Origin of the sequence: Streptomyces cyanogenus (assembly GCF_017526105.1) — a bacterium.
Classification (GTDB): Bacteria; Actinomycetota; Actinomycetes; order Streptomycetales; family Streptomycetaceae; genus Streptomyces; species Streptomyces cyanogenus.
In genome coordinates this window covers 38,319-62,956 of record NZ_CP071839.1, presented here as the reverse complement: position 1 = coordinate 62,956, position 24,638 = coordinate 38,319, and the positions used below count along the sequence as shown (strand labels likewise).

The window sequence follows — 24,638 nt, the reverse complement described above, 5'->3', positions numbered from 1 at the left end:
GGGTGGACCGGGACACCGCAAAAGGGGCCGGGGCGCATGAGAGAGCGCCAGAGCTGGAGCTCCATGCAGCCTGCAAGCCAGACCAAGGGGGAACATTGTTTTTCGATGATCTGAACGATCCAAATGTAAGAGCTGCTGAGGAACGGGCGAGGGCAAGCGCCGCAGAGTACATCGCCAACTTCGACCGGGCCGTCGAGCGACTGCGTCTCGGCGATGTTGATGTCCCATTCATCAGAGCGACGGTCCGGGAGCCGGAGGACGTGGCGCGAGCCTTCGCACCATTCGCGGTGTCTGGTATCACCTTGATCGGCGTCTGGTGGAAGGCGAACCCCTACATCTTAAGGCACGGGCGCTTCTCCTGGCCGGTCCATCTGACCGATCTGACGCCTGCGCTGACCATTGGGGGACTGGGTGTTGTCTTACTGTGGCTCCTGGCCCGGACCCGATTCGGGGGAACGCCTGTACGTGATCAGCTGATACACGACGTTGCTCGGCAGGTGATCAAATGCGGCCGCGCCTACGGCCAAGACATCCCTGAGCGCGTCAAGTGCCTGGCGCAGCTGGACTACGGGTACTACCGCGTTGAGCGCAGCCTCCTCCGCGCTCACCGGAGGCGCAGAACGATGGCGTGGGTCTCTCTGCGCCACTCGCCTGCGATGCGGCACGCAGCCCTTGTTGCCGCGGCACTGCGCCAGGATTTTCTACGTGTCGATGTTGACTCTAATCCGGCGCTTCGGGATCTCGCAGGCAAGTTGCTGACAGTGGGCGAGCGGTATGCCGAGGGCCGTGTCGGCGGCCTTCTTCCTGAAGAAGTGCTGCAAGGGCTCGAGCCGCTCTCCCTTCCCCGGAAGGCGTTGCAGGAGTCGGCACGCGCGGTGTTGATCATTCTGGCTGCCTTGGTCGGAGCGGTTGTAGCACATAAGGCGGCTGGCGCATTCGGGCACCCTTGGATCGAGAAATGGCTTCCCCTGGCCGGCGCAGTCGTGGCCGGGATTATCGTCGGAGGCTGGCACAGGGTCTCTCAGATGCTGCCCCTCGCTCCTGGGAAGGGCTGACACCGGAGCGGTGCCCCGCCGGGACCGGTTCGACTGCCGAGGTACCGCACTGAGGGGTACCGCACTGAGGAAGCACGCCGGCAGCGAGGCGACGTGGCCGATGCCGAAGCCGGACTTCCGGTTCAGATGGTCGGTGAGCAGGTTTCCACCGTCGCCGCAGTCGCGGCTGGCGAGGCGGGACTTGGGTGATCATTTCGACGCACAGTTCTTCCGCTTCCTGGGAGGACTGACGAAGACGACGTCGGGGGCTTCGCGAGCAACTCGGCTATGGGAAGCTCGGAGAGCGGAGTGAGACGCGTGCCTGCGCACCCACGGCGAGAACGGTCCGCCCAACCATGCGACTGGACGTGGAGAGGACCTAACCCTCCCCGTGCCCGCGGCGCACCCGCCCCGGCGCAGATGTCTTGCGAGCGGGCAGGCCTCAGAATCGGCCGCCTGAACGAGTGGGCCGGCCCACCCCGCCGTCTCGACGTCCTCGTCACGCCCCTGGGAGGCGAGCCGAACTCTCGCCCCATTCGGAACTCTCCGCGGTGAGGTGAGTCGGTTCGGGACCGACCGGCTCGGGTCGGCCCGTTATCCAGCGCAGGAGGCGGAACGTACGCGGGGAGTCGGGCCCCACACCGCTGTGGCGAAAGCGAGGAGCAGGACGGCCAGTTCGGCGCTATACAAGATGCCCGCGAGGCCGGGGTCCAGCATGCTGACCGCAGCGGGAATCGCCAGGATCGTGGCGGCCAGACCGAAGGGGGCCCGGGTGCCCGGCATCCTCATTTCGGGCCCACCCGCCCACCGGCGCCGACTGCCCGTCCGCGGAGTCCGAGGACCCAGCTCCAAGCGATCACAGCCGGTGCGTGGAGCGTGAAGTTGCGTAGCGAATGCCTTGCCTCGACCCGCAGCTCAGAGCTCCCTGACGCCCGCTCCACCCAGACGAAGAGAGCAGAAACACCTGCCTAATGGAGCTCCAGGGCGATCGGGATGCTCACACTACGATGTCCTCGAACCGCTCCAATTGCGTCCAACCCTTCGCGGCCCGCACATGCGGAGGCAGTCGGTCTGCGGCGGGAAGCGGGCCCAGGTCCAAGCCGGTGATCTCCGCGACGTCAGCCACCGGTACCTGGAAGGTGCGGAAGGCTCCCAGTGGCGGGGGGTCGCCAGCCCGCGCTGCGTCAGCCATAGCTCGTGCAGCGGCATCGCGGGACAGGTCGGGGCTTTGGTCGAGGACGTACGCGGTAGCCGCGAGCTCACCGTCCTGCATGAAGGCTGCGACCTTCCAAAAGCGCAGCGGCACCTGGATACCGCGGTAGGGCGGGTCGGAGTCTTCAAGGACCGGACCGGTGAACACTGCCAGCTTGCGGTGGAAGGTCTTGGCATGGTTGAGCAGGAAGTCTTCCAGCCCCTGCCAGAGTTTCTTTCCCTGGTTGAAGAGATCCATCTGCGGCGCTGCGTTCGTGTAGTGGAACGTGTCGCTGTTCGCGGCTGACGTCTCACTTGCCGTACCCCAGACCGGATCAAGCCTGCGGACCAGATGGCCCTTGTCGAGTGGGTTGTTCTTGTAGACGGGGTCACCCGCTTGCTTTCCGTCGGGAAGGCGCGGGTCAAATCGCCAGTCGTTGGTGCGGTCCGCTTCGATCAGCTGTTGGCCGTTGATCACCACACCGGTTGATGCGGCCAGTCGTCGGTCAGGGCGGAACACCACGCTGAAATGTGTATACGGCAGGATCACAGTCTCGATGCCTGGATCCACCGGGCGGGGCAGCGGGACAGCTGGTCCCAGGAACCGCTCGTCGTAGCCCGTGCGGTTCGTGAGGGATTCGCGAGTCAAGGCGTCGGCATCAGGCGTGGGATCAGGCGAAGACGTCATGTCTCTCTAGCTACCGCGCAGCCTGATCATTGATGCCGGCATCACCCGAATAGGACCCGGCCGCCGCCAGCTTCAGCACGGCCGCCGAACCGGGACGCTTGGCAGGTCGTTCCGTCCTGGGCCGCTCGACGGGGTGTGCGTGGCTGCTCGCCATGATCGGTGAGAAGCCCTGCGCGCCCCGGCTGGGGGTCTTTGTCTGTTGACCGGCGCGGTGACACGGAACGGACAGGTGGGAAACTGCGGCATACGGCCTGGAGCGGCGGTTGGCGACAAGCGTGTCGGCGAAGCTCTCGATGCAGTCTGCTTCGGTGAATGCGTGGATCTGCCGGTTGAGTAACTGTCCCTTGGTGGACACGTGTGTGGAGAGCGGGCGGTACTTGCTGGCTGGATGGCTGCTGGCGGTGCGTGTGAGCGGAACCTGTCATGTTTCGCCGTTCTGGCCTGCACGAGGTGCTGACGGGCGGGTGATCTCGGTCAAAGTGCCGTGGTGATCAGGACAAGTCCGACTCGCTGGGCAGAATTTCGCTCATGTGTTCGTAAGCCTGAGTGCTGACCAGTCGCCAGAGGTGAGATCCGGCGGCGCATGAGTTCGGGGGTTCGTAGATGGGCCGTACAGGATGGTGGCCGTCTGGCAGAAAGCTGCTGACGGCGCTTACGGCACTTGTTGTCGTGTCCGCAGCCGCCCCGGCGTTGGCGAGCGCGGACCAGCGAAGCGATCTGCGAGTGGAGTCGTACGTCCTGCCGCTCGGTGAGGTGAGGTCGTCGCTGCAGGAACTGGCGACTCCCCAGGGGCGGAACAAGTTGCAGCAGTTGGCGGGGCAGGCCGAGTCTGGCGCGCGGCTGGCGCAGGAGACGAGGGGGCCGGCGGCTGGCTATGCGCCCGAGTCGCGTCGGGCCTCCGGTTACGCGTTGTCGAGCGACGAGTCAAGGGGGGCGCCGGGGGCCGGGCCGGGTGCGACGGCACCGGAACCGTCGAGGAAGATGACGTTCGACGAGTGCAAAAAGGGCTTGGGCTCCGACAACCCGTTCTTCGTGAAGTCACGGTTCGCTGTATGTGATGGCGCGTCGTTCGTGCAGGAGTGGCTTGTCAACGGCCGTCCCACCGGTGCCAGCATGTTCAACCTGCGCGTCGTCGGAACCATCGCGAAGAACAGTCGCACCATCGACTACCAGTACTACTACACCGATTTCAAGGTGACCGGCAGGACAGGGGCACTGACCATGCCCATCAGCACCAAGGGAACCACCCCGAAGACCTGGCCGTCCGGCGCCCACTTCACGCACGGCGGGAACATGCCCGGCACCAAGACGTGGACGCAGTTGAAGGCGCTGCGCACGTTCCACCACACGATGAACGCCAAGCCCGGCCAGGGAAGCGGACGCTCGGATGTGCTGGCCGCGGTCTACGAGCCCGTGGTCAGTTTCCAACCGCCGGCTCCCTGGCAGCTGAGCGGCGACACAGGCGGCAAGCTGTTCATGCTCGCACCACTATGGGACGCGGCGTCCTATCTGCCCAACTCCACCGGTGGCGGAAACCCGGCGAAGAAGGGTGCGGCAAGCTTCGCCTACTACGCGTCGCTGACTCTGAGTGCGAAGGCGGGCGCGGAAGAACGCGCCGAAGCCCAGCACATCAAGACGGCGTTCACGCATCCGGAGGACACCAAGCCGTACATGTCGGCCAAGAAGGTGCCCGGCCAGACCGTCAAGGCTCCGCTGCACCGGACAGTGAGCGCGCAACGGAACGAGGACAACCGCAAGGCGGCGAAGAAGCAGTGCAGGCGCTACTGGGGGGACGGGTACTCCCATGGCGGGACGCGGGACTGCGACGAATACCCGTTCGCCAGTACCTATGAAGGTGCCGCGGAACACGACTACGACCCTGAGGTACGGAAGTTCAACTTCTCGGTGAAACCCATAGCCAAGGAAGACAACCAGGCTGGTGGGCTCATCCTGAAGAGCTTCTACAGCAAGAACCGAATCCTCGACGGCATGAACGACGGCTTCACCGTCAGGATCATCGGCTGATGTGCCTCGCGTCGGAAGCGGCCGGCCGCTCCCGACGCGGTACGGGGACTACGAATCGGCAGGCCAGAACTGTACGAGGTAGCGCTCGACTCCTTTGATGCTCTCCTCGCTCTCGGCCAGAGCCTTGACATCAGCTCGGCCCGCGGAACTGACCCGCACGCGCCACAACCCGCCCGAGTCCGCCAGTGTGATCAGGTCATCAAGTCGGCCCAGGCTCATCGACCACACCGCGACCTGGCCGCTGACCGACTCGAAGTCCGCCTCCGCCTGCTCTTCCCAGGCTGCGGAGTCCTGCACAGGCGCAGGCCCGTCCCATACCTCAACCGTGAGAGAGGCGGTGTGGGTATGGCCGGCGCTCGTGATGTCCAGGCGTCCGGGATGGGTGCTCAGGAAGGTGCCGAAGTTGAATTCGTCCGGGAACTCCAGATCGAGGAAGGCGTCGTCGGATTCCTGCAGTGCGAACGCGTGGTAACCCACGAAGACATCAACATGCTGCTCACGGACAAGCTGTGGCACGAGGCGCCCCCTAGGGTTGTAGACGACTGGCCATCGCCTGCGATCATATGGCGGCGCCGCCGACCAGGACGCGGCACTGCGTAAACAGGGCGGCGTCCTGGCCTCGGGCGGCCGATGGTGCCGACGCGGGCCGCGCGGCGGGGTGCCGCCCCTGCCTGGACGGAGCAGGCCGCGCTGTAGCCACCGGTATCCGGCCAGCGTCGGCTGCCGCTGTTTTAGCCCGCCAGGACTTACCCGGTTCGGCAGCCGGGAGCGTGCGCGGCCGGACAATCCCTGGCTGGCCTCGGCCCGGCATGTCACCCACTGTCTCAGCGAGGCCCACCGCGGCCCCGCAGGGTCTGCCTCGACGTCGGCCGGACCGTGGTCATTGCCGACCGCGGCTCAAGGAAAGAGTTGGATGCCGGCCGTTTCATGTTGCTTTTGCCGATGGAGACTGCCCATGTTGTGCCTGCCGGATGCGCTGGGCGAACATGCGGGTGACAGAGTTCAGAACCTTGGGATCCGCTGCGGTAGTTGGGCCGACTGTGTTGATGTTCACGTAGGCAAAAACAGAGCCCAGGCGGAGGGTGATCGAAGTACTGCAAGTCCGCCCGGCAGTAGTGCCGATGCAGTAGGAGGCCGTAAATGCTGCGTCGACGTCCGGGATCCGCGCGGGCCCAGGATGGGCGCTTGCCATCTTGGACTTGCTCTCCGTGTACCTGCTGATGGCCTGAGCCGGCTTCCGGAAGGATTGGAGACCGAATCCAACGGCGCCTTCGAGGTCGGTCGCAGCGTAGCCCAAGTGGCCGTAAGCCAGGCTGCCGCCGTCTTCGGGGTGGGCGCCATCAAGACTGAGCGTGCCGGCTTTCTTCCAGCCGGGAGGCACGTCGTCCGAGTCCGGTAACACCGCTCGTACTTGCTCCTTGCCCAGAACTCTGACGACTTGAGGCGAAGGCGTGTTGCCCTGGCCGGAGCTGTGCTTCTCAGTGCTGACTCCGGTCCCGCACCCAACAAGGGACGAAAACGCACCGATCACACACAGGGTGTGGACCGTCCTCCCAGCCCGCAACACGTTCCCCCTCTACAACAATCGATCAACATCAGCGATCATATGGGTCTCCGAGTGATGCTCACACCGCGCAGTCGCGGGCTCACCGCCGTCCGTCACGACAACAGGATTCCTTCCGGACGAGTTGGAAGTTGGCGCGCCCAAACAAGGCCGTGCAAGGTCAGCCGATGGGAGCGTCAGCGCTTCGCCGAGAGACCGTGGTCGGCTCGTCGCCCCAGTCGTGGAATGGCGAACAACCGTGTTCGACCGGACATGGCGGGCGGCGCGGGGCGTCCGCGGTGCGCTCCGCCTGGTACCCGTAATGTCTCAACTCCGCCATGCCGCGGTCTCCCCTGTGCGGGGCGGTGGAGTTCGAGCAGTGCGGTGATCCAGAGCGAGTGCCCCTGGCTGCGGCGGGTCGTTCCGCCGGAGTCGAGTCCTCGACGGACGGCTTCGTCGCCGGCGGTGCGCAGGTGTCGGCGAGCAGACCGGGCAGGTCGAGCATCACGTCCAGGTCGGGCGTGGGCTGATGGTCGTCGGGGTCGACCGGGGTGACGTCGAGCTGCTCGGGCAGTTTGCGGGCTCCGGCGGAGTCTAGGGCGCGGCGGATGGTCTTCGGGTCGACCTGGTTCCGAGATCATGTCGCGCTGGAACTCCAGCAGGGCGGCGAGGACGGAGACCATCATCTTGGTGCCGGGGTCGTCAGAGGCGAGTCGATGCCGGACAGCAGCCCGGATTCCACCCGCAGGTGCAGGCCCCGGCGGATCAGCGCCGAACGCAGGGTGAGGATGTCGGCGACGGAGCGGAAGAGGCGGTCCGAGGCGGAAGCCCGCAGCGTCTGAGAGTGCACCACCACCGAGCCGCCCGCACTCCGCGGCACGTGGCGGCCCTGACGCCACCTCGCCGCCCGCACCGGTCAGGGGGCTTCACGCCGCCGAACAGACGGTTCGTCAGCCCAGAACGCACCCTCGTCCTCGCCCGCCAGCAGGGGCTGGCCGGGTCGTTTGTAAAGGAGCTAGCCGCCACCAAGGCATTCGTGATCCTCGTCGACGCGCGGTTGACGCCATGGCTCCGACTTGTCGGGCGTGCGCGGAGTCATTTGTGTGGCTCGCGGTAGCCGCCGCGCCGGACACAGCACCCTCAGCTCTGATACCTCATTTCTATGGGCGGGTTGGTGGACATCCATAGCGACCGCTGCTCAGGTTTGGAGGGTCCGTGCTGCAACCCTCGCTAAACGTCGGCCTCATCACGTCCACTACCTGCGTTTCAGGCCGAACGCCCCAGTTGCTGACCTTGGAGCGGTCACGCGGTGGCCTGTAGGAAGGTTGCCAGCGCGACTCAACCCACCAACCAGCCTGTGTCCCGGCGGGCATGCATGGCCGTGAGCTCGCGGGGCGGGGCCTGAAAGGACCATCCAGCGTGTCTGGAACGAAGAGAAGAAGTCGCTGTCTGTCCCGATTAGCCACCGTCGTTACCGCCGCGGCTCTGTTAGTCGGCACAGGCGTGGCGTCTGCCGCCGACAGCCCGGCTCCGAGCGAGGACGGGAACTATGCTCCGTCGTCGCGGCCGGCCGCAGGCCCGGAAAAGAGCATCCGAGCCGGTGGCCGCCCCGCGTCGGGGAGCAAGCCGGAAGCTGGACCCACATGGAAGCAGAACGGCTCTGTGTGGCAGGTCGACCGCACGGTTGCGCTGCTGCGCAACTCGGTCACGGACCCGGACGGGGACAAGGCGAACCTCACCTTCGAGGTGTGGACCGTCGACACGGCCGGCAAGCCGAAGGCGAAGCTGAAGCTCACGGGTCAGAACGCCGACCCGGCCAACCAGGGCGAGGTGTCCGCCGAGTACGGGGTCATCGTGTCCAAGATGGTGGCCTCGGGGTCGAAGGCCACGGTCACCGTCCCGCACGGCAACCTCAAGCCGGCCACCACCTACGCGTTCCGTACCTCCGCCTACGACGGCTCCCTGTACGAGACGGACTGGTCGCCCTACGCGACGTTCAAGACCCGGGGCCGGCAGGTCGACATCACTCTCCCGGCGCCCAAGAAGGACGCGACGGACCCGGCCTTCGACACCTCCTGGCAGCCGGTCCCCGGCTGGGGTTCGGTGAAGACCAAGGACGCCGTAGGTGAACAGCACTGCGAGGCGACCGCGCATGGCGACCGGCTGTGCATCGCCTGGAAGCCGGCCACGAAAGCAGACTTTGAAGCCGCCCGCGAAACAAGGGCGAGGCTGAAGTCCACGCGGACCGCGAACCCGCCGCTGCACGACTCCTGCGAAGTGGGCGCCACTGAGGGCACCTACCTGTCGATCTTCACCCGCGACAAGGCCTGCATGTACGGGAAGTTCTCCGTCCAGGTCACCGATGAGACAGGCCAGGAGGAGAAGGGCTACCAGGAATTCTTGTACTCCTCTCACATGAGCACGGCGCTGACCGGCACGGGGCTGAAACTCTGGGCCCGTGTCACACCGCTGCCGATGCCCGCCGGACACCTGCCGTTCCCCGCCCAGCCCGGCGCGATCAAGCTGACGATCTCCCCGCAGTGCTCCGCCGACTGCACGGACAAGCCCTCCTACGCCTGGGACGGCAAGCTGATGTGGGGCGGCTCCTACGACATCGACCCCCACGAGGAGACCGCGACGGCCACCGTGCAGTGGTCCGGCGGGGTTCCGGATGAGTCCGGAAAGAAGGACTCCGACCTCTCCCAGGCGCTGGCGTTCGCACCGTACGCGACGTTCTCCACGTCGGTGCCGGAGACGTTCCCCACGGACAACAGTCAGGGCTTCATCGGCAACCCGGTATACGCGCGCTGCGACATGGTGTACTCCCCGGCGGGCTGCGTGTTCCGGGACTACATGCCCGGCTATGTGTTCAACACCGCCAAGACCCCGGCGGCTGCCGCGCACGCCTGGCTGATCCAGTCGAAAATCCGCAGAGGAGCGCCGCTGAGCTACCTCCCCGACCGCAGGGGCGATACCGGCGAGCACGGTGAGCGCAACAAGTACGGCCGCGACCCCGACGCCAACCGCAGGGTCATCTGCCCGGACGGCTGGGCCGCCAAATCCGGCCACCCAGACACCACACCGGTGACCGACATCTCCGCCAGCGACAAGCCCTCCTGTGACGAGTTCACCTTCGCAGCGAGTTACAACAGCGGCGGGATGCCCTCCGACATGAGCGGCACCAACCCGGTCACCTCCGGCGACAAGTGCGCGCAGACCTACGCCACCAAGCAGTCGGACGGCACGTGGCGGCTCTACGATGACGAGCGCACGGCCGCGCCGACCTGGTCCGAAGTGTGCGGCCGGTCTGCGATGTCCGGCTGGGTCAATTCCACCTCGATGAGCCGCTTCCCCACGTTCGCCAAGGAGCTCCGGCTGATCGATCAGGACGCGTATTTCGTCAGGACGCCGGGCTTCGACAAGTGCGACGCCTCGAAGCCCACGACCAAGTGCGACATCCGGTAACACGATACTGACGCACACCACACGTGCGGCCCGGGACCGGTCACCGGACCGGCCCCGGGCCGCGCCACACGGGAGAACGGAGACACGCTGTGAGTTCCGGCGGGATCACATGGATAGCCGACGAGGACATCTCCTGGCTCGGCTACTACATCAAGCTGGCCCGGGGCCTGACCGGTGAACAGCTCGCCGCCCGCCTCGCCGCCCCCGGCGGTCCCGCACCGGTCCAGGCCACCACCGGGCCGCAGGCCGAAGAGCTCATCGACAGGCTCGACGCCGAGCGCGGCGACACCGACAGCATCGCCGTCCGCTACGGCGACCACGCTGGCCTGGGTTTCGCCATCGCCTACGGCCACTGGCCGTCCGTCCTCGGGCCCGCGTACCACGACGGGACATCCCGAGACGGGGCCCACGTCTTCGAGCTCTACTACGAGAAGCAGAACCCGAAGATCCCGCCACCCGCATTCGCCTACTTCCACGACGACCACTACGTGTGCGGTTTCGACATGTACATGTACACCTGGTCGCAGGAGATCACCGGCCCCGGCGCCGACCTCATCCGCGCTGACATCATCGCGGCCGGAATCCCGGAGGAAGGCAAGAGGGACACGGCACACCGCGCCTCTCTCGCCGTGCTGGAGCAGCGCTTCCAACTCGCGCTGCCGCGTGATCTGATCCTCGGCGCGTCACTGCCCACTGCGCTCGTCAGAGGGCAGCAGCCACGATGAACGGTCCGCAGGCGGACCCCCCAGCGCTCCAGCTGCCTCGAGGTGCGCGCCCACGTGTCCTTGCTCCGGGCGAAGGCACTCCTGGGCAGGCCTCCTCCTAACGTTCGACGGCGAGTTGTTCACTCATCCGCTCAAGAACCCGCTCGGTAACGGCCAGTCCGCCACGCTCGGCCCGAACCTCCACCATGCTGGTGCCACACCGCGCGCCGGGCATGGAGGAGACCGCGCTCGCGCCGCAGTATCGGCGCATTCTCACCGCCGCGCGGCAGGCCGCCGGACCGGTCATCGCCCGGCAGGTCGGCGACGCGCTGGGAGTCGACCTCAGCGCGCGGGCCAAGCTGGAACCACTGCGCGGGAAGCTGGTCAGACTCGTCGATCGCGGCTGGCTGCGCAAACTGCCCGACGGCCGGTTCGCCACCCGCCTTTGATCCGGGGGACGCTGCCTCCCGGAGCGGCTGACCGGCGTTTCCCGGCTGATTGCAGCGGGGCGGGTGTGTCCGGGATGTTCTGTCGTGACGGCTGCTCGCTGGTCACTACGGTCACTGTGCCTGCGCCCCCCTTCCCCTATGTGGCTGAAAGCTGTCAAAACAGGATGCAATCGGTGCGTCGGGCGTGCTTGTATGCCGCCAACGCGACGGGGGTGTACGTGAGTTGACCGCTATGCCCTCTGTCGGACGTGATCAACACAGGGGGTACAGCTTGAAACTGAGAGCGCTGCTCACAACGGGGGCTGTGGCGCTGGGCCTGCTGGGAACGGCTGCGGCTCCGTCAGCTGTGGCCGATCAGCCCAGCCCCGGACAGTTGCGTGTCACCGTTGGTCCGGCCCGGTCCCAGGTGACCGGACTTGCAGCCGGGCCGGCATCCAATGCCACCTGCACCATCAACAAGATCACGGTCAACCGGTTCAGCGAGTGCGAGTGGGTGACCATCCACGTCGACGTCATCAAGGTCATCAACGGGCGACCCGTCATCGAAGGCACCGTCGACTTCGACGTCAAGCACCAGATGACCCTGAAGACGAACTCCGCCAACTGGTCGGAAAAGTTCCACGTCTCCAAGGCGCGCACCACGCGCGCGGGCAAGGGCGTTGCCGCCAACATCGCCGCTGCTTCGGGAGGCGGCACCAAGGCCAGCGTCCACTTCTCGCAGGGCCACATCCTCAGCAGCGGCGCGGCGGATGGCAGCGTCGGCTACAAGACCAGCATCCCTCCGAAGAAGATCAACCCGAAGGCGAAGACCAAGTACACCTACACCTTCACCAAGCCCGGCTACACCCCGGGCACCGTCTCCTACAACTCGGCCGCCTACCGCTGCGACAACTACTACGGCAGCAGCCGAACCAGCCGGGCCGGCTGCGCCATCCCGGAAGTCCCCACCGCCGTGAGCATGGTCGGCCTGGCCCGCATCGACGAAGGCATCCGCAAGCTCCGCGCACGTGGCGGCCACTACGGTGACCCCAACGGCGGCAAGCCGCTGCACTGGATGATCAACAAGCGGCAGGAGGACGCGAACCGGAAGGCGGTGTGCCCGCGTAGCGCACCGCCGGACATGAAGCGCGCCGGCCGCACCTCCTGCGACGAGTACCCGTTCGCCTCCTCGTATGAGGGCGGCACGCATCTCCACGCCAACCAGCGGGAGATCACCTGGGTGAAGGTTCAGGAGAACAAGTCCCAGGGCGGACGTATCACGGCGTGGCGCGGCCAGATGCACGTCATGGACCACGACCCCTTCTATGTGATCGCCTGAGCGCGGCTAGACTCACCGCCAGACAGGTGCCCCGCATGCCGGCGTGTTCGGGAGCGGGGCACTCTCTCCGTTGAAGGAGGGTCCCCATGCTGATCCGTGAAGCGACGTTCACCGTCGACCTCGGCGAACACGGCTACCTCATCGGCTTCGACGACGACTATGACTTCCCGCCCGAGATGCCGTTCGGCTGGCGCTGCGGCCCGGCCACGCAGGCCATCGCTGTCGTCCTGCCCACCACCGACACCGGCCCCTTGCAGATGACCGTTCAGGTGCACGACGGCCCGCCCGGCCCCGAGCCCGGTGACGGATGGGAGCCGGCGGAGGAGATGAGCCTGCTCGCCGACGTTCCCACCCTCTACCTCGCCACGATCGGGCAGGGCGACTTCTGGGACGCATGGCCCGAAGAGCAACCGCCCCTTGAGGCGCCGCCACCAACTGTTGACAGCGGTGGCTGGGTCCGCATGCGCCTGTACTGCCACGTCGACGACCCCGAGCCGGGCATCGGTGACCACGGGGAAAGGCACCTGGTCCAGCTCTGGCCGGCCCCTCAGATGCCTCCCGTACACCCCGACATCAGTGAAGCGGACCGGCAGGCACGAGCCGACTACGCCGCGGATATGGCCAAGCCCGTGGAGGACTACACCGCCACATACCCCTACCCCTACGGCGATGAAGCCAACTGATGTCCGCCACATCGGCGGCTCCACGTTCCCTGCTGCCCCGTTGAACGCGGGCCTGGATCCCGCTGCCCCGTACCGCCGGGCTGCGGCTGAGGGTTGAACCCGAGGGCCTGCCGACGGGCGGCCGACAGGCGGATGGACCCGCTCCGGGTGATTACGCGGCGCCGCATGGGGTGTTGTTGTTGCGCAGGCTGTGTGTGGTGTCGTTGAGCTGGTAGGAACGCAGGTCGCTGATGGTGCCGCCTTCTCGTCCGACGCAGACGTGCCGGCCGAAGTAGTTGTCCTTCTGGTAGACGCGTGCAGTGCGGCTGCTGTTGTTGATGATGGAGCTGCCCTTGCCGCGGATGTAGTCCGGCAGGTGCCGTACCGACCCGTCGACGGCGCGTTTGACGTAGGGCTGGCCGTTGAAGTTGATGTCGGGGTAGATGCAGACGAACCCGCGCGGGCACGCGATCTGGTCCCGGGGCATGGCGGGGGAGCCTGCAGTGGTTGTGGCGTGGGCGGGTGCGAGGCCGGTCAGTGATGTGGCCAGTAGGGTCGGGACGGCGGCGGCGAGCAGCGCCGTCCTGCCAGGGCGGAGCCGGCGTGTGGGCAGAAGTCTCATGGCATCCGCCTGTCCTGGCGGAACGGTTCGCCATTCCGCTTCCCGCCGATGTTCATTCGGACGAGCGAGTCGGCTGTCTGACTCCCGCGCCGCCGCCCTGGTGACGATCTCGGGCTTCTCGGGTGCGCTCAGGTCCCGTGCCGTGAGTGCATCCCACCTCGTCCGCCCTTGTGTGCTGAATGTGCTTCGAACGCGGACAACTCATCGAGCGCCCCGCCACCTCTGCGGCATAGGGTCTGGTGCACCATGACCGACCACCACACCTATGGCACCAGCACCCACACCGCGAGCGAGCTGGTCCGGCTCGTCAGCAACCGCCTTGGGCTGGTCTTCAGCGAGCGCGACAGCGACTACCGGGGCGTCTACCATCTCGCAGGCACCTCCAACGAGCGGATCGAGATCCAGCCCAACTCGATCCCCGGCGACCATGAGGACGACCTCTACGCCCCGGAACACCCTTCGGCCCAGGTGCTGTTGCTCGTCACCACACCGTCTCCGGACCCCGCCCTGCAGGACCGCCTGGACTCCATTGAAGGACTCACCCACCTGGATTTTGAGACAGCGTGACGAGCTGGCGAACACAGCTTTTGAGTAGCTCGACCTCCAGCTGGAGTGCCGCGGCCAGGCCGCCAGGGCGATCACCCCGACTCTGCGCTTCGTCGGCGGCACGCTTGGGAGAAGACCCGCCGCCTGCCCGAATCCTCCGCGGCTCTCTCAGGGAACGGGCTTGAGACGGCCGCGTCTCACCCACACCCCCATGGTGAGCGGCCAGGCAACGCACGACCTGCTCGGTCTGCCCGCCGTAGAGTCCAGCGGAACCCGGCCTGAGCCCGGGCACGGCCGTGATACTGGCCGCCATGACGAGTACTCCCGAGCAGCCGACAGCTGCCCCGTTCTCCCGGATCAAGATCCGTACCGGGGCCGTCGTCTTCTGCGGCGACGAGGTCGCTCTCATCCGCCGTGACCGGGCCGACTCCACCCACTACACCCCGCCCGGCGGCAACGTCGAACACGGTGAAGACCTCGAAGGCGCCCTCGCCCGCGAGCTGCAGGAAGAACTCGGGCTCGACGTCGGACAGGCCGAAGGCGGCGACCTGCTGTGGGTCATCGACCAACGTGTCACCCGCCCCGGCCCCACCCCGCCGCCCCGCAAACTCCACCTGATCTACCGCCTGCAAATCACCGAGGACATCCGCGCCACACTCGCCGAGCAAGAGCTCGACGAACTCCCCGACGGCAGCTACGAAGTCGGCTTGATCGAGTGGGTCGACCGCCGTAAGGCCGCCGACCTGCCCCTCTTCCCGCCCATCGGACCCGCGCTCGCCGCCCTCCCCGACCCCCGAGCCCCCATCACCAACGCCGCCTTGGACGCAGTCACCGACGAGAATTACACCTGGGTGTAGATCAGGCGAACGGCGCCGCCGCCCTGCCCTGGCTGCCCAGCCCACCCGCCCCGCCAGGCGTTGCCGACTCGACCTGCACCTCCAACCGCACCGCCGCCCTCCCCATGACCCCGTGCATCCAATGAGATCGGGACCGGTGTCTGCCTGCTGGCGGACCTCGGGCAGTTCGGTCCGGGAGACGAGGCGCTGTACTGGCCCCGCCCGGACGACCACGGCCGTTTCCACTGATCCGGCGACAGCCCCTGACCCGGTGGCCAGCTCCTCAAGGTCTGCCGAGGGGTGCGTCGTCGCTAGAGGAGAGGCCGGGGTGCGGGTGCAAAGGCCGCGGTGTGGAGCGTTCGGGTGATGGCAGCCCGCCACGGTCCACGTCGCTCCTTTAGCAGTGAAGAGTCGCCGACGCATCCCACGGCCGGTCCGGTCTCGGCCGAATCGGTGGGCCGGGCTGTTACTCACTTCCGGGTGAGTGCGCTCGTCACGGTGGGGTGGCTCAGACCGGCGATGCGTCGCTCGAGGCCAGTAGCTCAAAGGGCCAGGTAGGCGATGCCGCGTGAACTCAGCTCCCCTGCGCAATCGATGGGCATTACAGCTGAGCGTTACAGAAATCTGTTCAATCCGTAACAGGCCCCGCAAATCCTCCCCACGGTGGGGTGCTGGCTGGAGGGTGTGGGTGCGCGGCCGACCGGCTGCGCAACAGCACAACGCACCAGGCCGGCCCGCGGTTTCACGCTGCGGTTCGGCTGGGTGTCCGCACTTGAAGGGGGACCTCTGTGTCCGTTTCTTCTTCCGTCCGTCGTCTGACCGCCGTTGCCGGTGTGGCCGTTGCAGTGGTGGGTGCGGTGGCGCTGCCGGCGTCGGCCGCCGACTATCACCACGGCCGCCAGCAGCACCCGGTGGTGTTCATCAGCGACGTGCAGTACGACTCCCCGGGCCGCGATGACGGCTCCAACCGCTCGCTGAACGCGGAGTGGGTGGAGATCACCAACGACTCCCGGCAGGCGGTGAACCTGGATGGCTGGACCCTGGTCGACGAGGACGGCTACACCTACACCTTCGACCACTACCGGCTGAACGGCCGCGCGACCGTCCGCGTCCACACCGGCGTCGGACGCGACACCCGCACGGACCTGTACCAGGACCGCCGCAACTACGTATGGGACAACGACGCCGACACCGCAACCCTGCGCAACGACCGCGGCCGCTTCGTCGACGACGCCTCCTGGGGCCGTCACCGCCACGGCGGTGACGGCTGGCGTCACGAAGCAGACCGCCGCGGCTGACCCCCACTCCGGCCGGCCGTAGGTGATGCCGACCGGCGACAGCGGCGTTTGAAGGGTGGGCTGCCCCCGAGCCGGGGGGCAGTCCACCCGTCGTGTGCCGGGCCCTGGCGGTGGCCCGTTGCCGGGACCGGGGCTGCTCGGCACGGCCGTCCATGCCCGACGGGCGGGCGTGGGGTGGTGGTGAAGGCGGGGTGGGGGAGTTGTCGTAGGTGGTCCACGCGCGTAGCGAAGCCGGCCACGGCTGCGGTTTTCTCGTGTGCGCATCTCCAACCCCCCACACCTTTCGGAGACTTCATGCGCCGCGCCGCCTTCAGCCTGCCCGCCACCACCCTGGTACTGATCGGTGTCAGTGCCGCCCCGGCCCTGGCCGAACCGCCCGCACCACCGTCCACCGCGACCGCCCGACAGGAACTGGCCGCCCTCACCGTCGCCGCCCCACACTCGATGGACGGCTACGCCCGCGACAAGTTCGACATCTGGTCCAGCCAGCCCGGCGGCTGCACCACCCGCCAGACGGTCCTGGCCCGCGACGGCAAGGACGTCCAGGACAAGCCCGGAAGCTGCCAGCCGGCATCCGGCTCCTGGTACTCCATCTACGACGAAACCACCGTTACCGACGTAACCAAGGCCACCATCGACCACATGGTCCCCCTCGCCGAAGCCTGGCGCTCCGGCGCTGACAACTGGAGCGCCGACCAGCGCAAAGCGTTCGGAAACGACCTCAAAGACCCGCAGCTGCTGATCGCCTCGGAGGCCTCCAACACCTCCAAGTCCGACAGCGGCCCGGCCGACTGGAAGCCGGCCAACCACGGCTTCTGGTGCACCTACGCCAAGGACTACACCCACATCAAGTCCGTCTGGAAGCTGACCACCACCGACGCGGAGAAGACGGCACTGTCCTCCATGCTCGACACCTGCACCAACTGACCCAGCACCGAAGCCGGCACGCCTCACCGCACCAGGCGTGCCGGCCGGCGCGAAGCGCGGCGGCGCGGCCGCACCGCCGCGCAGCAGGCAGCCTCTTCCTCGCCTCGGCCGGTGCGGGCCCCCGGCGACGCGCCAACGCAGCCGTCCAGGCGCCTGCGAGCCGGGTCAGGGCTGTTGACGCATGTCGAGGTAGCAGCGCAGCCGGACCCCGGGCTGACCGGGATCCCGCCTCGTGCGCTCCACCGCGGTCGTCGCCCACATCGAGGCCAGCGCCGAGTGAAAGGCGAAGGCGGTCTGATCGTCGGCCGCCGCGATGTCCACGACGACCAGACCCGGCTCCGAGACGTGCACCTCGAGAATGTCCATAAACGCCACCACGCCTGCACAGCGACCGCGGGTTCGCCGGCGGCCGGGAGTTCACCCGACTGCAGGACAACACCGCGTCGGCCAGGGCGGGGTGCTGGTCATCCCACTTTCCCCCCGATCGGGTTGAGCCGGTGCCGGTTCCCGGGCGGGTCGCGCGCGCGGGCCACTACGAAGATCACGCACTGCTCGTGATCTCCCGAGAGGACCCCCGCCCGTGCGCATCCCCCGTACCGCCGCCACGGCCTCAGCACTCGCAGCTCTCCTCATCCCCGCGACCGCCCACGCCGCCCCCGTTGCCGCGCCCGGCGAAAGCGTCACGCTGCCCGTGCGCGACGCCCTTGCCCAGCTTCCGGTGTCCGACGAGGACCGCACCGGCTACGAGCGCACCGCGTTCAAACACTGGGTCGATGCCGACCGGGACGGCTGCAACACCCGGGCGGAGGTGCTCAAGGCGGAGGCCGTCGTCGCGCCCGTGCAGGGCCCGGGCTGCAAGCTGAGCGGCGGCCGCTGGTATTCGCCGTACGACGACCGCTACATCAACGGGCCCAGCGGCCTGGACATCGACCACCTGGTCCCGCTCGCCGAGGCCTGGGACTCCGGCGCCTCCGCCTGGACGGCGAAGGAACGCGAGGCCTACGCCAACGACCTCGGCGATGACCGCGCCCTGATTGCGGTGTCGGCCGCCTCGAACCGGTCCAAGGCCGACCAGGACCCGTCCACGTGGCTGCCGCCGGCCGCCGGCTACCGCTGCCAGTACGTCACCGACTGGGTGGCCGACAAAACGCGCTGGGGCCTGAGCATCGACACCGACGAGCAGGCCGCGCTCACCGAGGTACTCGGCAACTGTCCGAATGTCCCCGTCACGGTCACACCAGCCCGCTGATCCAGGAACGGCCCAACCGTCCAGACCTGACGGGAAGACGCCACCGGCGAGCGTTCGCGGTGGCCGTCAGCCCTTGCGGGCGGCTCTTCCCGTACGGCTGCGTCTACCACGGCTGGGCGAGTGCGTGCATCGACTTACGAGCGTCCCTGGAAGTGAAATCCAGCCAGCTCCGCCCATCACCGAAACGCTCCTCACTGACCACAGCGAGCGCTGGGATTGCCCCAGCGAACTCCCCTGTGGAAATGCCTGATCGGCAGCGAAGGTAACCAGTTCTGCAAGACCTGCGGCATGCCGGCCGAAGATGAGAAACCGTGCCACCATTGCAGTGCCGTTCTGGACTTTTAGGGTGGTGCAGGACTGGCCGAAGACGAAGGTGCAGCGGTGCGGCGCGACTTCGAAGGGCGCACTCAGCAACAAGAGCAAACGTGAAAGGCACGGCAGTAAGAACGCCCGAGCCGTTCAACAGCGTGCCCTGGGGTACACGACTGCGCATGGCACCGAAGACCGAACGCATCATGTTCCTACGGGCCGTGCGGCAGCTGCACCGGGTCCGCTCTTTCTACGCCGGGGGCGCCCTGCTGTGGGCGGTGTGCGTCACCTGGACCGGCTGGCAGGCGCCGGGGAGTCGGCAGATGTGGGTGTCCGTCCTGCTCCTAGCTGTCTTCACCGGGCTCCTCGTCACCGCCGCCTTGTCCCTGCGGCGTCTGGAAGTCCCCGAGACGGGCCGGCCCGCGCATCACGCAGCCTCGAACAAGGCAGCAAGTCCTCGTCACGCTCACGCCTGATGCTCCGCCCCCAGGGTGAGCCGACCAGCTCGCACCGAGCGGCACCGGCTCCAGAGCGTTCCTACGTCTGCGGTGGCGGTGGCCGGGCATACGGGCTTCACCCCCTTTGAGAGGAGCTCGTTTCATGCTCGGCATAGTCGCGGCGGTGCTGTTCTTCGTGTCCTTCTTGATCAACGCAGCGGACCTCAGCACCAATGATGTGTTCTCTTCGACGAACGTGATGCTGCTGGGACTGACTGCTCTGGCGCTGCACGTGGCAGGGATCGGCTCCGGCTGGGCCCGCAGACGCTGACCACATGAGGCAGGCCTGATGACAGCCAGCCACCAGGCCTGCCCGAGCCTCAGGCTCTCGTTGCCAGCCCGGACCGCGTGGCGGGCCCAACGGTTTTGGAGGCGCAGCCGGAAGGACCGTCAGGCGGGGGAGCGCAGCGGATCACCGGCCTGCGGCTGGAGTGATGCGGGTGCACAGCTTCGAGACCGGGGCAGATGGTCGTACGGCGCGACGTGCACCACCCCGGCCGGGTGTGGAGCGAGCACGCACTGTGCGTCGTCGCCGACACGAGCTTGGGTCTGGGCATCGACCAGCTGGTCCCGCTCGCCGAGGCCCGGGACTCCGGCGCCTCCGCTTGGAGCGCGAAGGAAGGTGAGGTCTACGCCAACGACCTCGGCTACAAGCGCGCCTAATCGCGGTCTCGGCCGCCTCGAATCGGTCCAAGGCCGACCAGGGCCCGTCCACGTGGCTGCTGCCGGCTGTCGGCTACCGCTGCCAGTACGTCACCGACTGGGTGGCCGACAAGATGCGTTGGGGGCTGAGCATCGACACAAGCCACCGAGGACATAGGCCCCCAGCACCCCTGGAACGACTTGAAACGCAGCCACTCGCTGTCACTGCGTCGGTCAAGGCTCCGGGTGGTGTTGTGGCCTCGCGATGATCACCGTGACGCGTCGCCCGGATCACGGCACGGCCCCGCTGGCTCGAGCGTCAGCCCGAACCGGCGGAACTCCCGCAGCGCCCCGGTCACCTATTAGCACCAGCGGCCATCCGCACCGCCTTCGTTCGGATGCGCGTGCCTGTCTTGGCGATTGGCCTCAGTATCCGCAGCTCGTACAGCCTAGTCTCTTATTTGGATGTTTATGGGTCTACACGGGCGTGATGGTTGGTTTGATCCAGGCTGTGGAGGTGAGGCTCGATTCAAGACGGGGATCGAAGCGCGTTGCTGTCTGCGCAGGTCAGATACTTTCGGCCATACTTCTGTGACCCCAGACACACTCGATTGACCGCTCATTGTGACGGTGCATTTACTTTGCGGGACCTTTGTGGATTGTGTGTCGGGGGTGGGTTGCATGGGCAACTGGCGGGGGCATGTGGGGCAGTTGCGGAGAGTTCGAAGATCTCGTGGTGTGTTGCTGGGGGGCGTGGGGATCTCTCTGCTCCTCTCGGTGCTGCCTGCGGTACCGGCCTGGGCATCTGTGCCGTCCACGCTGAGCGCTGATACGGGCACGACGGTGCTGGATGAGGTGACGGCTTCGGCCCGGGCTCAGGCGTCGGGGGAGCAGGTGGAGGTGATGGAGGACCGTACCGAGTACTCCACGACCCAGGCGAACCCGGACGGTTCGTTCACGCTCACGCAGTCCACGACTCCCCAGCGGGTGAAGGAGAAGGGCGGCGGCTGGGGAACGGTGGACCCGGTGCTGGAGCGGCGTCCGGACGGGCGGATTGCTCCCAAGGGCGCGGTGGTGGACCTGTCGTTCTCCGGCGCCGGCACTGGATCGGGCCTGATCCGTCTGGGCAAGGACGGACGGTCGGTCACGCTGGACTGGAGCGGGCCGCTGCCGGAGCCGACGCTGAACGGCCCGACCGCCACCTACGCGAACGTCTTCGACGGTGTGGACCTGCAGCTGACGGCGACCGCCGAGGGCTACCGGGAGATCCTCGTCGTCAAGAGCCCCCAGGCCGCGCAGAATCCCGCTCTGGAACAGGTCAAGCTCGCTGCCTCCGGGGACGGCCTGTCCGTGGTGCCGGGAGCGGGTGGCGGCCTGCGCGCTATCGACGAGGACGGCAACGCCCTCTTCCGCGGGCCGGCGGGGCAGATGTGGGACTCAGCCGGTGACAGCCAAACAGGCCCCCAAACCCAGCTGACACGCACCAACGCGGCAACCCCCGCACAGGGACCGGACAACGATGATCCCTCCCAGCCGGGGCAGGGTGATACCACCGCCGTGCTGCCGGTGAAGGTCGACGACGATGCGATCGCCGTGCACCCGGACCTGAACCTCTTGCGCGGCAAGGAAACGGTCTACCCCGTCTACATCGACCCCGCGATCGGCCTGGGTGTCTCAGAGCGTACGAAGCTGTCCTCCGACGGTGACAAGTTCTGGATGTTCGACGGCGACAAGGGCGTCGGCAAGTGCGGTACCGCAGACGGCTACTACTGTGGCGGCGGCTACGTCGACCGCATGTACTTCGAGTTCGCCCCCACCAAGCTGGCCGGCAAGCGTGTTTTGGATGCCACCTTCCGGGCCCGTGAGACTTGGTCGTTCAACTGCGACCCGCACTGGCTGGACCTGGTGCGCACCGACAACATCTCCGAGGGCACCCGCTGGCCCGGCCCTAAGCAGCTGGACCTGATGGGTGACCAGAACGTCGCGGCGGGGCGCGGAGACCTGTGCAGCCCGGACCAGCCGGACAAGTGGATAGAGTTCAACGACAGCTCCAAAGAATCGGACGAGAACCTCACCGGAACCGTCCGCTCTTTCGCGGACGGTAAGATCAGCCGGCTCACCCTGATGTTGCGTGCGAAGGATGAGGGTGACCCGCGGGCGTGGAAGCGGTTCGATGACAGCGCCGAACTGCAGGTCGTGTTCGCCTACAAGCCGGGCGTGCCCACCAATGTCGGCGTGATCCCGGGTACCGGGACAACGGGCTACTGCAACAAATCCTCTTCCGACCCTCTGGTGGTGACGCGTAAGGATCCGATGGTCCAGGCCCGCGTCCAGACGCTGGTCGAAGCGCACAAGGGCGACGAGGAAGGCTCCCTGCAGGCCGAGTACGTGGTCGAGCGCGGGGACGACGCCGCCTGGCACCAGGTGTGGACCGGGCACATGCCCGACACCGGCTGGCACCCGGACGAGACGCTGGAAAAGCTGCGGACCAGCGATCGCGCCGACAAGGGCCTGTACCGGTACAAGGCCCGAACACAGTCGCACTGGTCGTATGACGGCAAGAGCGGCGACCTCTGGTCGCCCTACAGCTCCTGGTGCTACTTCAAGATCGACTCAACCGCACCCAAAGCGCCCCGTATCAGTGCCGGCTCTCCGTACACCGAGTGCACAGCGAACCTGTGCGAAGGCAAGGGAGGCCCCGGTATCCCCGGGACCTTCACCTTCCAGCCGAACACCGCGGACCTCGATGCGTCCGGGCACACCGATGTCACCGCCTATGAGTACAAGCTGCTGACCACGCGCACCAAGTCGGTCGCCGGGACGACGAAGGTCGCGGTGAAGGACGTAGCTCCACTCCTGTCGGGCACACAGGTGCTGTCGGTTCGGGCCAAGGACGTTCACGACCGATGGGGCACGCCCGCAGAGTTCACCTTCAAGGTGTCCCCACCCCCAGGCGCTGTAGGACGCTGGCACTTCAACGACGCAGCCCCCGGATCGGGAGCGACGCTGGCCAAGGACACGGCGACGGAGGGCACCCGGCACGACGCCACACTGCAGACGGCGGGTGCGGGCTGGTCCAGCCTCGGCCGCCGTGGCGATGCCGACTACTCGTTGTGGCTGAACGACGGCTCGGACGACACCCAGCGCTCCGGCTACGCCGCCACCGCCGCGCCGGCCGTGAACACCAAGGACTCCTTCACTATCTCGTCCTGGGTCTACCTGACCGACGCCTCCCAGACGCACGTGGTGTTGTCGGCCCCAGGCACGAATGCCTCGGCCTTCACGCTGTACTACTCCGCCGGCTACAAGAAATGGGTATTCAACCGCACCGCTACCGACGTCAAGGACAACCCGGTCTTCCTGCGCTCGATCGCCGATGCAGGGCCGCCGCCGCTGAACGCCTGGACCCATCTGGCAGCCGTCTTCGACACCAAGGCTGACACGGACAAGACGAACGACACCATCCAGCTGTTCGTCAACGGCCGGCCGCAGGGCCAGCCCGTCGTGCTGAACGCGGTGTCTTCCGCCTACCAGCCCTGGGCATCCACGGCCGGTATGCAGTTCGGCCGCTCACTGGCCGACGGTGCCTATGGTGAAAACTTCCGCGGCCGTCTCGACGAGATCTCAGTGTGGCAGTACGCGCTCAGCCCCGAGCAAATCGCCCAGGAGGCCAAGCTCACCGAGGACGATACGGCAGCCAGCGAACTCGTCGCATACTGGGATGCCGCGTCCTCGACCGGCTCCCAGATCAAGGAGCTGAGTCCCTACCCGGCGCCAGCCCTGGCGCTGTCGTCCACCGGCGCGGTGTTGGACGAGGACAACAACGCGCTGCTCTTGGACGGAACGTCCGGCTACGCCTCGGCGACCGGCCCGGTGACCGACGAGACAGGCTCGTTCACCGTCTCCGCTCACGTTCGGCTGGACGCCGACAAACTGGCGGCCAAGCCCGTCGGTTACCAGGCCCAGGTGGCCGGCCAGGCGATCGGCGGAGAGTCGTCATGGGCGCTGTGGGTGGTCAAGCCCGCAGCGGACACCTACCAGTGGAAGTTCACCCGCACCGCCGTGGGAACGGACGGCAAGGTCAGCCCGAGCGCGCAGGTGGCAGCCGGCGACCTTGCCGAGCTCAACACGGGCGTGGACGTCACCGGCGTCTATGACGCGCAGGAAGCATGGCAGTGGACCGACCCCACTGACTCCTCCAAGACCGAGGATCGCATGGGCCGACTTCACCTGTACGTCGGTGGTATGGAGCAGCCCGGTGATGATGCCTCCGGCTTCTCCGCGGTCCAGCAGGGCAGTGGAACGCTGTCCGCAGGCAGGGGAACAGCCGCCGGCTCCACGGGGCACTACCTGCCCGGCGCACTGGAATCCCTGCGGATCTGGACCGGAGCGATGAACTCCGAACAAATCCAGTCACAGGTTCTGGACGCCCCGGACAGCGTCTGACGAAGCACCGCGTAGCACGGGGCCCACCGCCACCCGCGGGGAGCCCCGTGCCACCCGGCGCGCACGGCACGTGTGCCGCCCTCGTTCTCTGCTCCGCCTCTTGCTCCTCAACGGCATGCGCCCGGCCCGAGCCGGCCGGGCACCGCGTAGGAAGAACCCACCATGAATCCCTTTGGCATACCCCGGC

General features: G+C 67.1%; 22 protein-coding genes and 1 pseudogene. 16 read left to right on the top strand and 7 right to left on the bottom strand.

The genetic code is table 11. From position 1 onward, the window contains the following. Positions 1-2: 2 nt before the first annotated feature. Complete coding sequence (locus tag S1361_RS00230; protein ID WP_208029855.1) at positions 3-1,055, top strand: hypothetical protein; 1,053 nt, start codon at positions 3-5, stop codon at positions 1,053-1,055. 976 nt (positions 1,056-2,031) lie between these two features. Here S1361_RS00230 and S1361_RS00225 read toward each other — a convergent pair. Both S1361_RS00225 and S1361_RS00220 read right to left on the bottom strand, forming a co-directional pair. Beyond that, on the bottom strand, positions 2,032-2,913 hold the full coding sequence (locus tag S1361_RS00225; RefSeq protein ID WP_208029854.1) for a DNA/RNA non-specific endonuclease: 882 nt from the start codon (positions 2,911-2,913) through the stop codon (positions 2,032-2,034). Between the two features lie 10 nt (positions 2,914-2,923). Next, positions 2,924-3,268: a hypothetical protein gene (locus S1361_RS00220; RefSeq protein ID WP_208029853.1), complete on the bottom strand. Its 345-nt coding sequence runs from the start codon at positions 3,266-3,268 to the stop codon at positions 2,924-2,926. Positions 3,269-3,582: 314 nt separating this feature from the next. On the opposite strand from S1361_RS00220, the gene S1361_RS38710 reads away from it, so the two are divergent. After that, entirely contained in the window at positions 3,583-4,938 is a 1,356-nt protein-coding gene (locus tag S1361_RS38710; protein WP_243768970.1) for a NucA/NucB deoxyribonuclease domain-containing protein, read from the top strand. Between the two features lie 48 nt (positions 4,939-4,986). Here S1361_RS38710 and S1361_RS00210 read toward each other — a convergent pair whose 3' ends face one another. The 3 genes from S1361_RS00210 to S1361_RS00200 form a co-directional block, all read right to left on the bottom strand. Beyond that, the gene (locus tag S1361_RS00210; protein ID WP_208029852.1) at positions 4,987-5,454 is read right to left on the bottom strand and encodes a hypothetical protein; all 468 of its coding nucleotides are present in this window, start codon (positions 5,452-5,454) and stop codon (positions 4,987-4,989) included. A 409-nt stretch (positions 5,455-5,863) separates the two neighbouring features. Then, complete coding sequence (locus S1361_RS00205; protein WP_208029851.1) at positions 5,864-6,340, bottom strand: hypothetical protein; 477 nt, start codon at positions 6,338-6,340, stop codon at positions 5,864-5,866. Between the two features lie 823 nt (positions 6,341-7,163). Then, complete coding sequence (locus tag S1361_RS00200; RefSeq protein ID WP_208029850.1) at positions 7,164-7,361, bottom strand: hypothetical protein; 198 nt, start codon at positions 7,359-7,361, stop codon at positions 7,164-7,166. A gap of 782 nt (positions 7,362-8,143) precedes the next feature. Here S1361_RS00200 and S1361_RS00195 point away from each other — a divergent pair. The 5 genes from S1361_RS00195 to S1361_RS00175 all read left to right on the top strand — a co-directional run bounded on the left by S1361_RS00195 (position 8,144) and on the right by S1361_RS00175 (position 13,100). After that, positions 8,144-9,946, top strand: coding sequence for a hypothetical protein (locus tag S1361_RS00195; protein WP_208029849.1), 1,803 nt, complete (start codon positions 8,144-8,146; stop codon positions 9,944-9,946). A gap of 89 nt (positions 9,947-10,035) precedes the next feature. Beyond that, a complete protein-coding gene (locus S1361_RS00190) occupies positions 10,036-10,671 on the top strand; it encodes a hypothetical protein (protein ID WP_208029848.1) in 636 nt (211 codons plus the stop codon). A 185-nt stretch (positions 10,672-10,856) separates the two neighbouring features. Continuing rightward, the gene (locus tag S1361_RS00185) at positions 10,857-11,099 is read left to right on the top strand and encodes a hypothetical protein (protein WP_208029847.1); all 243 of its coding nucleotides are present in this window, start codon (positions 10,857-10,859) and stop codon (positions 11,097-11,099) included. A gap of 406 nt (positions 11,100-11,505) precedes the next feature. Continuing rightward, complete coding sequence (locus tag S1361_RS00180; protein ID WP_243768969.1) at positions 11,506-12,417, top strand: NucA/NucB deoxyribonuclease domain-containing protein; 912 nt, start codon at positions 11,506-11,508, stop codon at positions 12,415-12,417. 86 nt (positions 12,418-12,503) lie between these two features. After that, on the top strand, positions 12,504-13,100 hold the full coding sequence (locus S1361_RS00175) for a hypothetical protein (RefSeq protein ID WP_208029845.1): 597 nt from the start codon (positions 12,504-12,506) through the stop codon (positions 13,098-13,100). A 151-nt stretch (positions 13,101-13,251) separates the two neighbouring features. On the opposite strand, the gene S1361_RS00170 is transcribed toward S1361_RS00175, so the two are convergent. Continuing rightward, positions 13,252-13,566, bottom strand: coding sequence for a peptidase inhibitor family I36 protein (locus tag S1361_RS00170; protein ID WP_243768968.1), 315 nt, complete (start codon positions 13,564-13,566; stop codon positions 13,252-13,254). Positions 13,567-13,947: 381 nt separating this feature from the next. Here S1361_RS00170 and S1361_RS00165 point away from each other — a divergent pair, with 381 nt between their 5' ends. From S1361_RS00165 to S1361_RS00150, 4 genes are all read left to right on the top strand, one after another. Beyond that, positions 13,948-14,268, top strand: a complete 321-nt coding sequence (locus S1361_RS00165) for a hypothetical protein (protein ID WP_208029843.1) — start codon at positions 13,948-13,950, stop codon at positions 14,266-14,268. 290 nt (positions 14,269-14,558) lie between these two features. Beyond that, positions 14,559-15,104: an NUDIX domain-containing protein gene (locus S1361_RS00160; protein ID WP_208029842.1), complete on the top strand. Its 546-nt coding sequence runs from the start codon at positions 14,559-14,561 to the stop codon at positions 15,102-15,104. Positions 15,105-15,916: 812 nt separating this feature from the next. Further along, on the top strand, positions 15,917-16,381 hold the full coding sequence (locus S1361_RS00155) for a lamin tail domain-containing protein (RefSeq protein ID WP_208029841.1): 465 nt from the start codon (positions 15,917-15,919) through the stop codon (positions 16,379-16,381). Positions 16,382-16,675: 294 nt separating this feature from the next. Then, a complete protein-coding gene (locus tag S1361_RS00150) occupies positions 16,676-17,308 on the top strand; it encodes an HNH endonuclease family protein (protein WP_208029840.1) in 633 nt (210 codons plus the stop codon). A 165-nt stretch (positions 17,309-17,473) separates the two neighbouring features. Here the strand turns inward: S1361_RS00150 and S1361_RS00145 are convergent, their stop codons facing one another. Next, entirely contained in the window at positions 17,474-17,674 is a 201-nt protein-coding gene (locus S1361_RS00145; protein WP_208029839.1) for a DUF6207 family protein, read from the bottom strand. Positions 17,675-17,888: 214 nt separating this feature from the next. On the opposite strand from S1361_RS00145, the gene S1361_RS00140 reads away from it, so the two are divergent. The 5 genes and pseudogenes from S1361_RS00140 to S1361_RS00115 all read left to right on the top strand — a co-directional run bounded on the left by S1361_RS00140 (position 17,889) and on the right by S1361_RS00115 (position 24,451). Then, positions 17,889-18,557, top strand: coding sequence for an HNH endonuclease family protein (locus tag S1361_RS00140; RefSeq protein WP_208029838.1), 669 nt, complete (start codon positions 17,889-17,891; stop codon positions 18,555-18,557). A 491-nt stretch (positions 18,558-19,048) separates the two neighbouring features. After that, positions 19,049-19,342 (top strand): hypothetical protein, encoded by a 294-nt coding sequence (locus tag S1361_RS00135; protein WP_208029837.1) that lies wholly within the window; start codon positions 19,049-19,051, stop codon positions 19,340-19,342. A 124-nt stretch (positions 19,343-19,466) separates the two neighbouring features. Then, positions 19,467-19,634, top strand: a complete 168-nt coding sequence (locus S1361_RS00130) for a hypothetical protein (RefSeq protein ID WP_199808327.1) — start codon at positions 19,467-19,469, stop codon at positions 19,632-19,634. A gap of 275 nt (positions 19,635-19,909) precedes the next feature. Beyond that, positions 19,910-20,274, top strand: a pseudogene (locus S1361_RS00120) (hypothetical protein); the annotation flags it as partial. Between the two features lie 634 nt (positions 20,275-20,908). After that, a complete protein-coding gene (locus S1361_RS00115; protein ID WP_243769473.1) occupies positions 20,909-24,451 on the top strand; it encodes a LamG-like jellyroll fold domain-containing protein in 3,543 nt (1,180 codons plus the stop codon). Positions 24,452-24,638: the final 187 nt, after the last annotated feature.

Coding starts and splice junctions, on each gene's coding strand:
- S1361_RS00225 (WP_208029854.1), bottom strand. CDS start 2,913: ATGACGTCTTCGCCTGATCCCACGCCTGATGCCGACGCCTTGACTCGC.
- S1361_RS00185 (WP_208029847.1), top strand. CDS start 10,857: ATGCTGGTGCCACACCGCGCGCCGGGCATGGAGGAGACCGCGCTCGCG.
- S1361_RS00175 (WP_208029845.1), top strand. CDS start 12,504: ATGCTGATCCGTGAAGCGACGTTCACCGTCGACCTCGGCGAACACGGC.
- S1361_RS00170 (WP_243768968.1), bottom strand. CDS start 13,566: ATGCCCCGGGACCAGATCGCGTGCCCGCGCGGGTTCGTCTGCATCTAC.
- S1361_RS00165 (WP_208029843.1), top strand. CDS start 13,948: ATGACCGACCACCACACCTATGGCACCAGCACCCACACCGCGAGCGAG.
- S1361_RS00160 (WP_208029842.1), top strand. CDS start 14,559: ATGACGAGTACTCCCGAGCAGCCGACAGCTGCCCCGTTCTCCCGGATC.
- S1361_RS00150 (WP_208029840.1), top strand. CDS start 16,676: ATGCGCCGCGCCGCCTTCAGCCTGCCCGCCACCACCCTGGTACTGATC.
- S1361_RS00145 (WP_208029839.1), bottom strand. CDS start 17,674: ATGGACATTCTCGAGGTGCACGTCTCGGAGCCGGGTCTGGTCGTCGTG.
- S1361_RS00135 (WP_208029837.1), top strand. CDS start 19,049: ATGGCACCGAAGACCGAACGCATCATGTTCCTACGGGCCGTGCGGCAG.
- S1361_RS00130 (WP_199808327.1), top strand. CDS start 19,467: ATGCTCGGCATAGTCGCGGCGGTGCTGTTCTTCGTGTCCTTCTTGATC.
- S1361_RS00115 (WP_243769473.1), top strand. CDS start 20,909: ATGGAGGACCGTACCGAGTACTCCACGACCCAGGCGAACCCGGACGGT.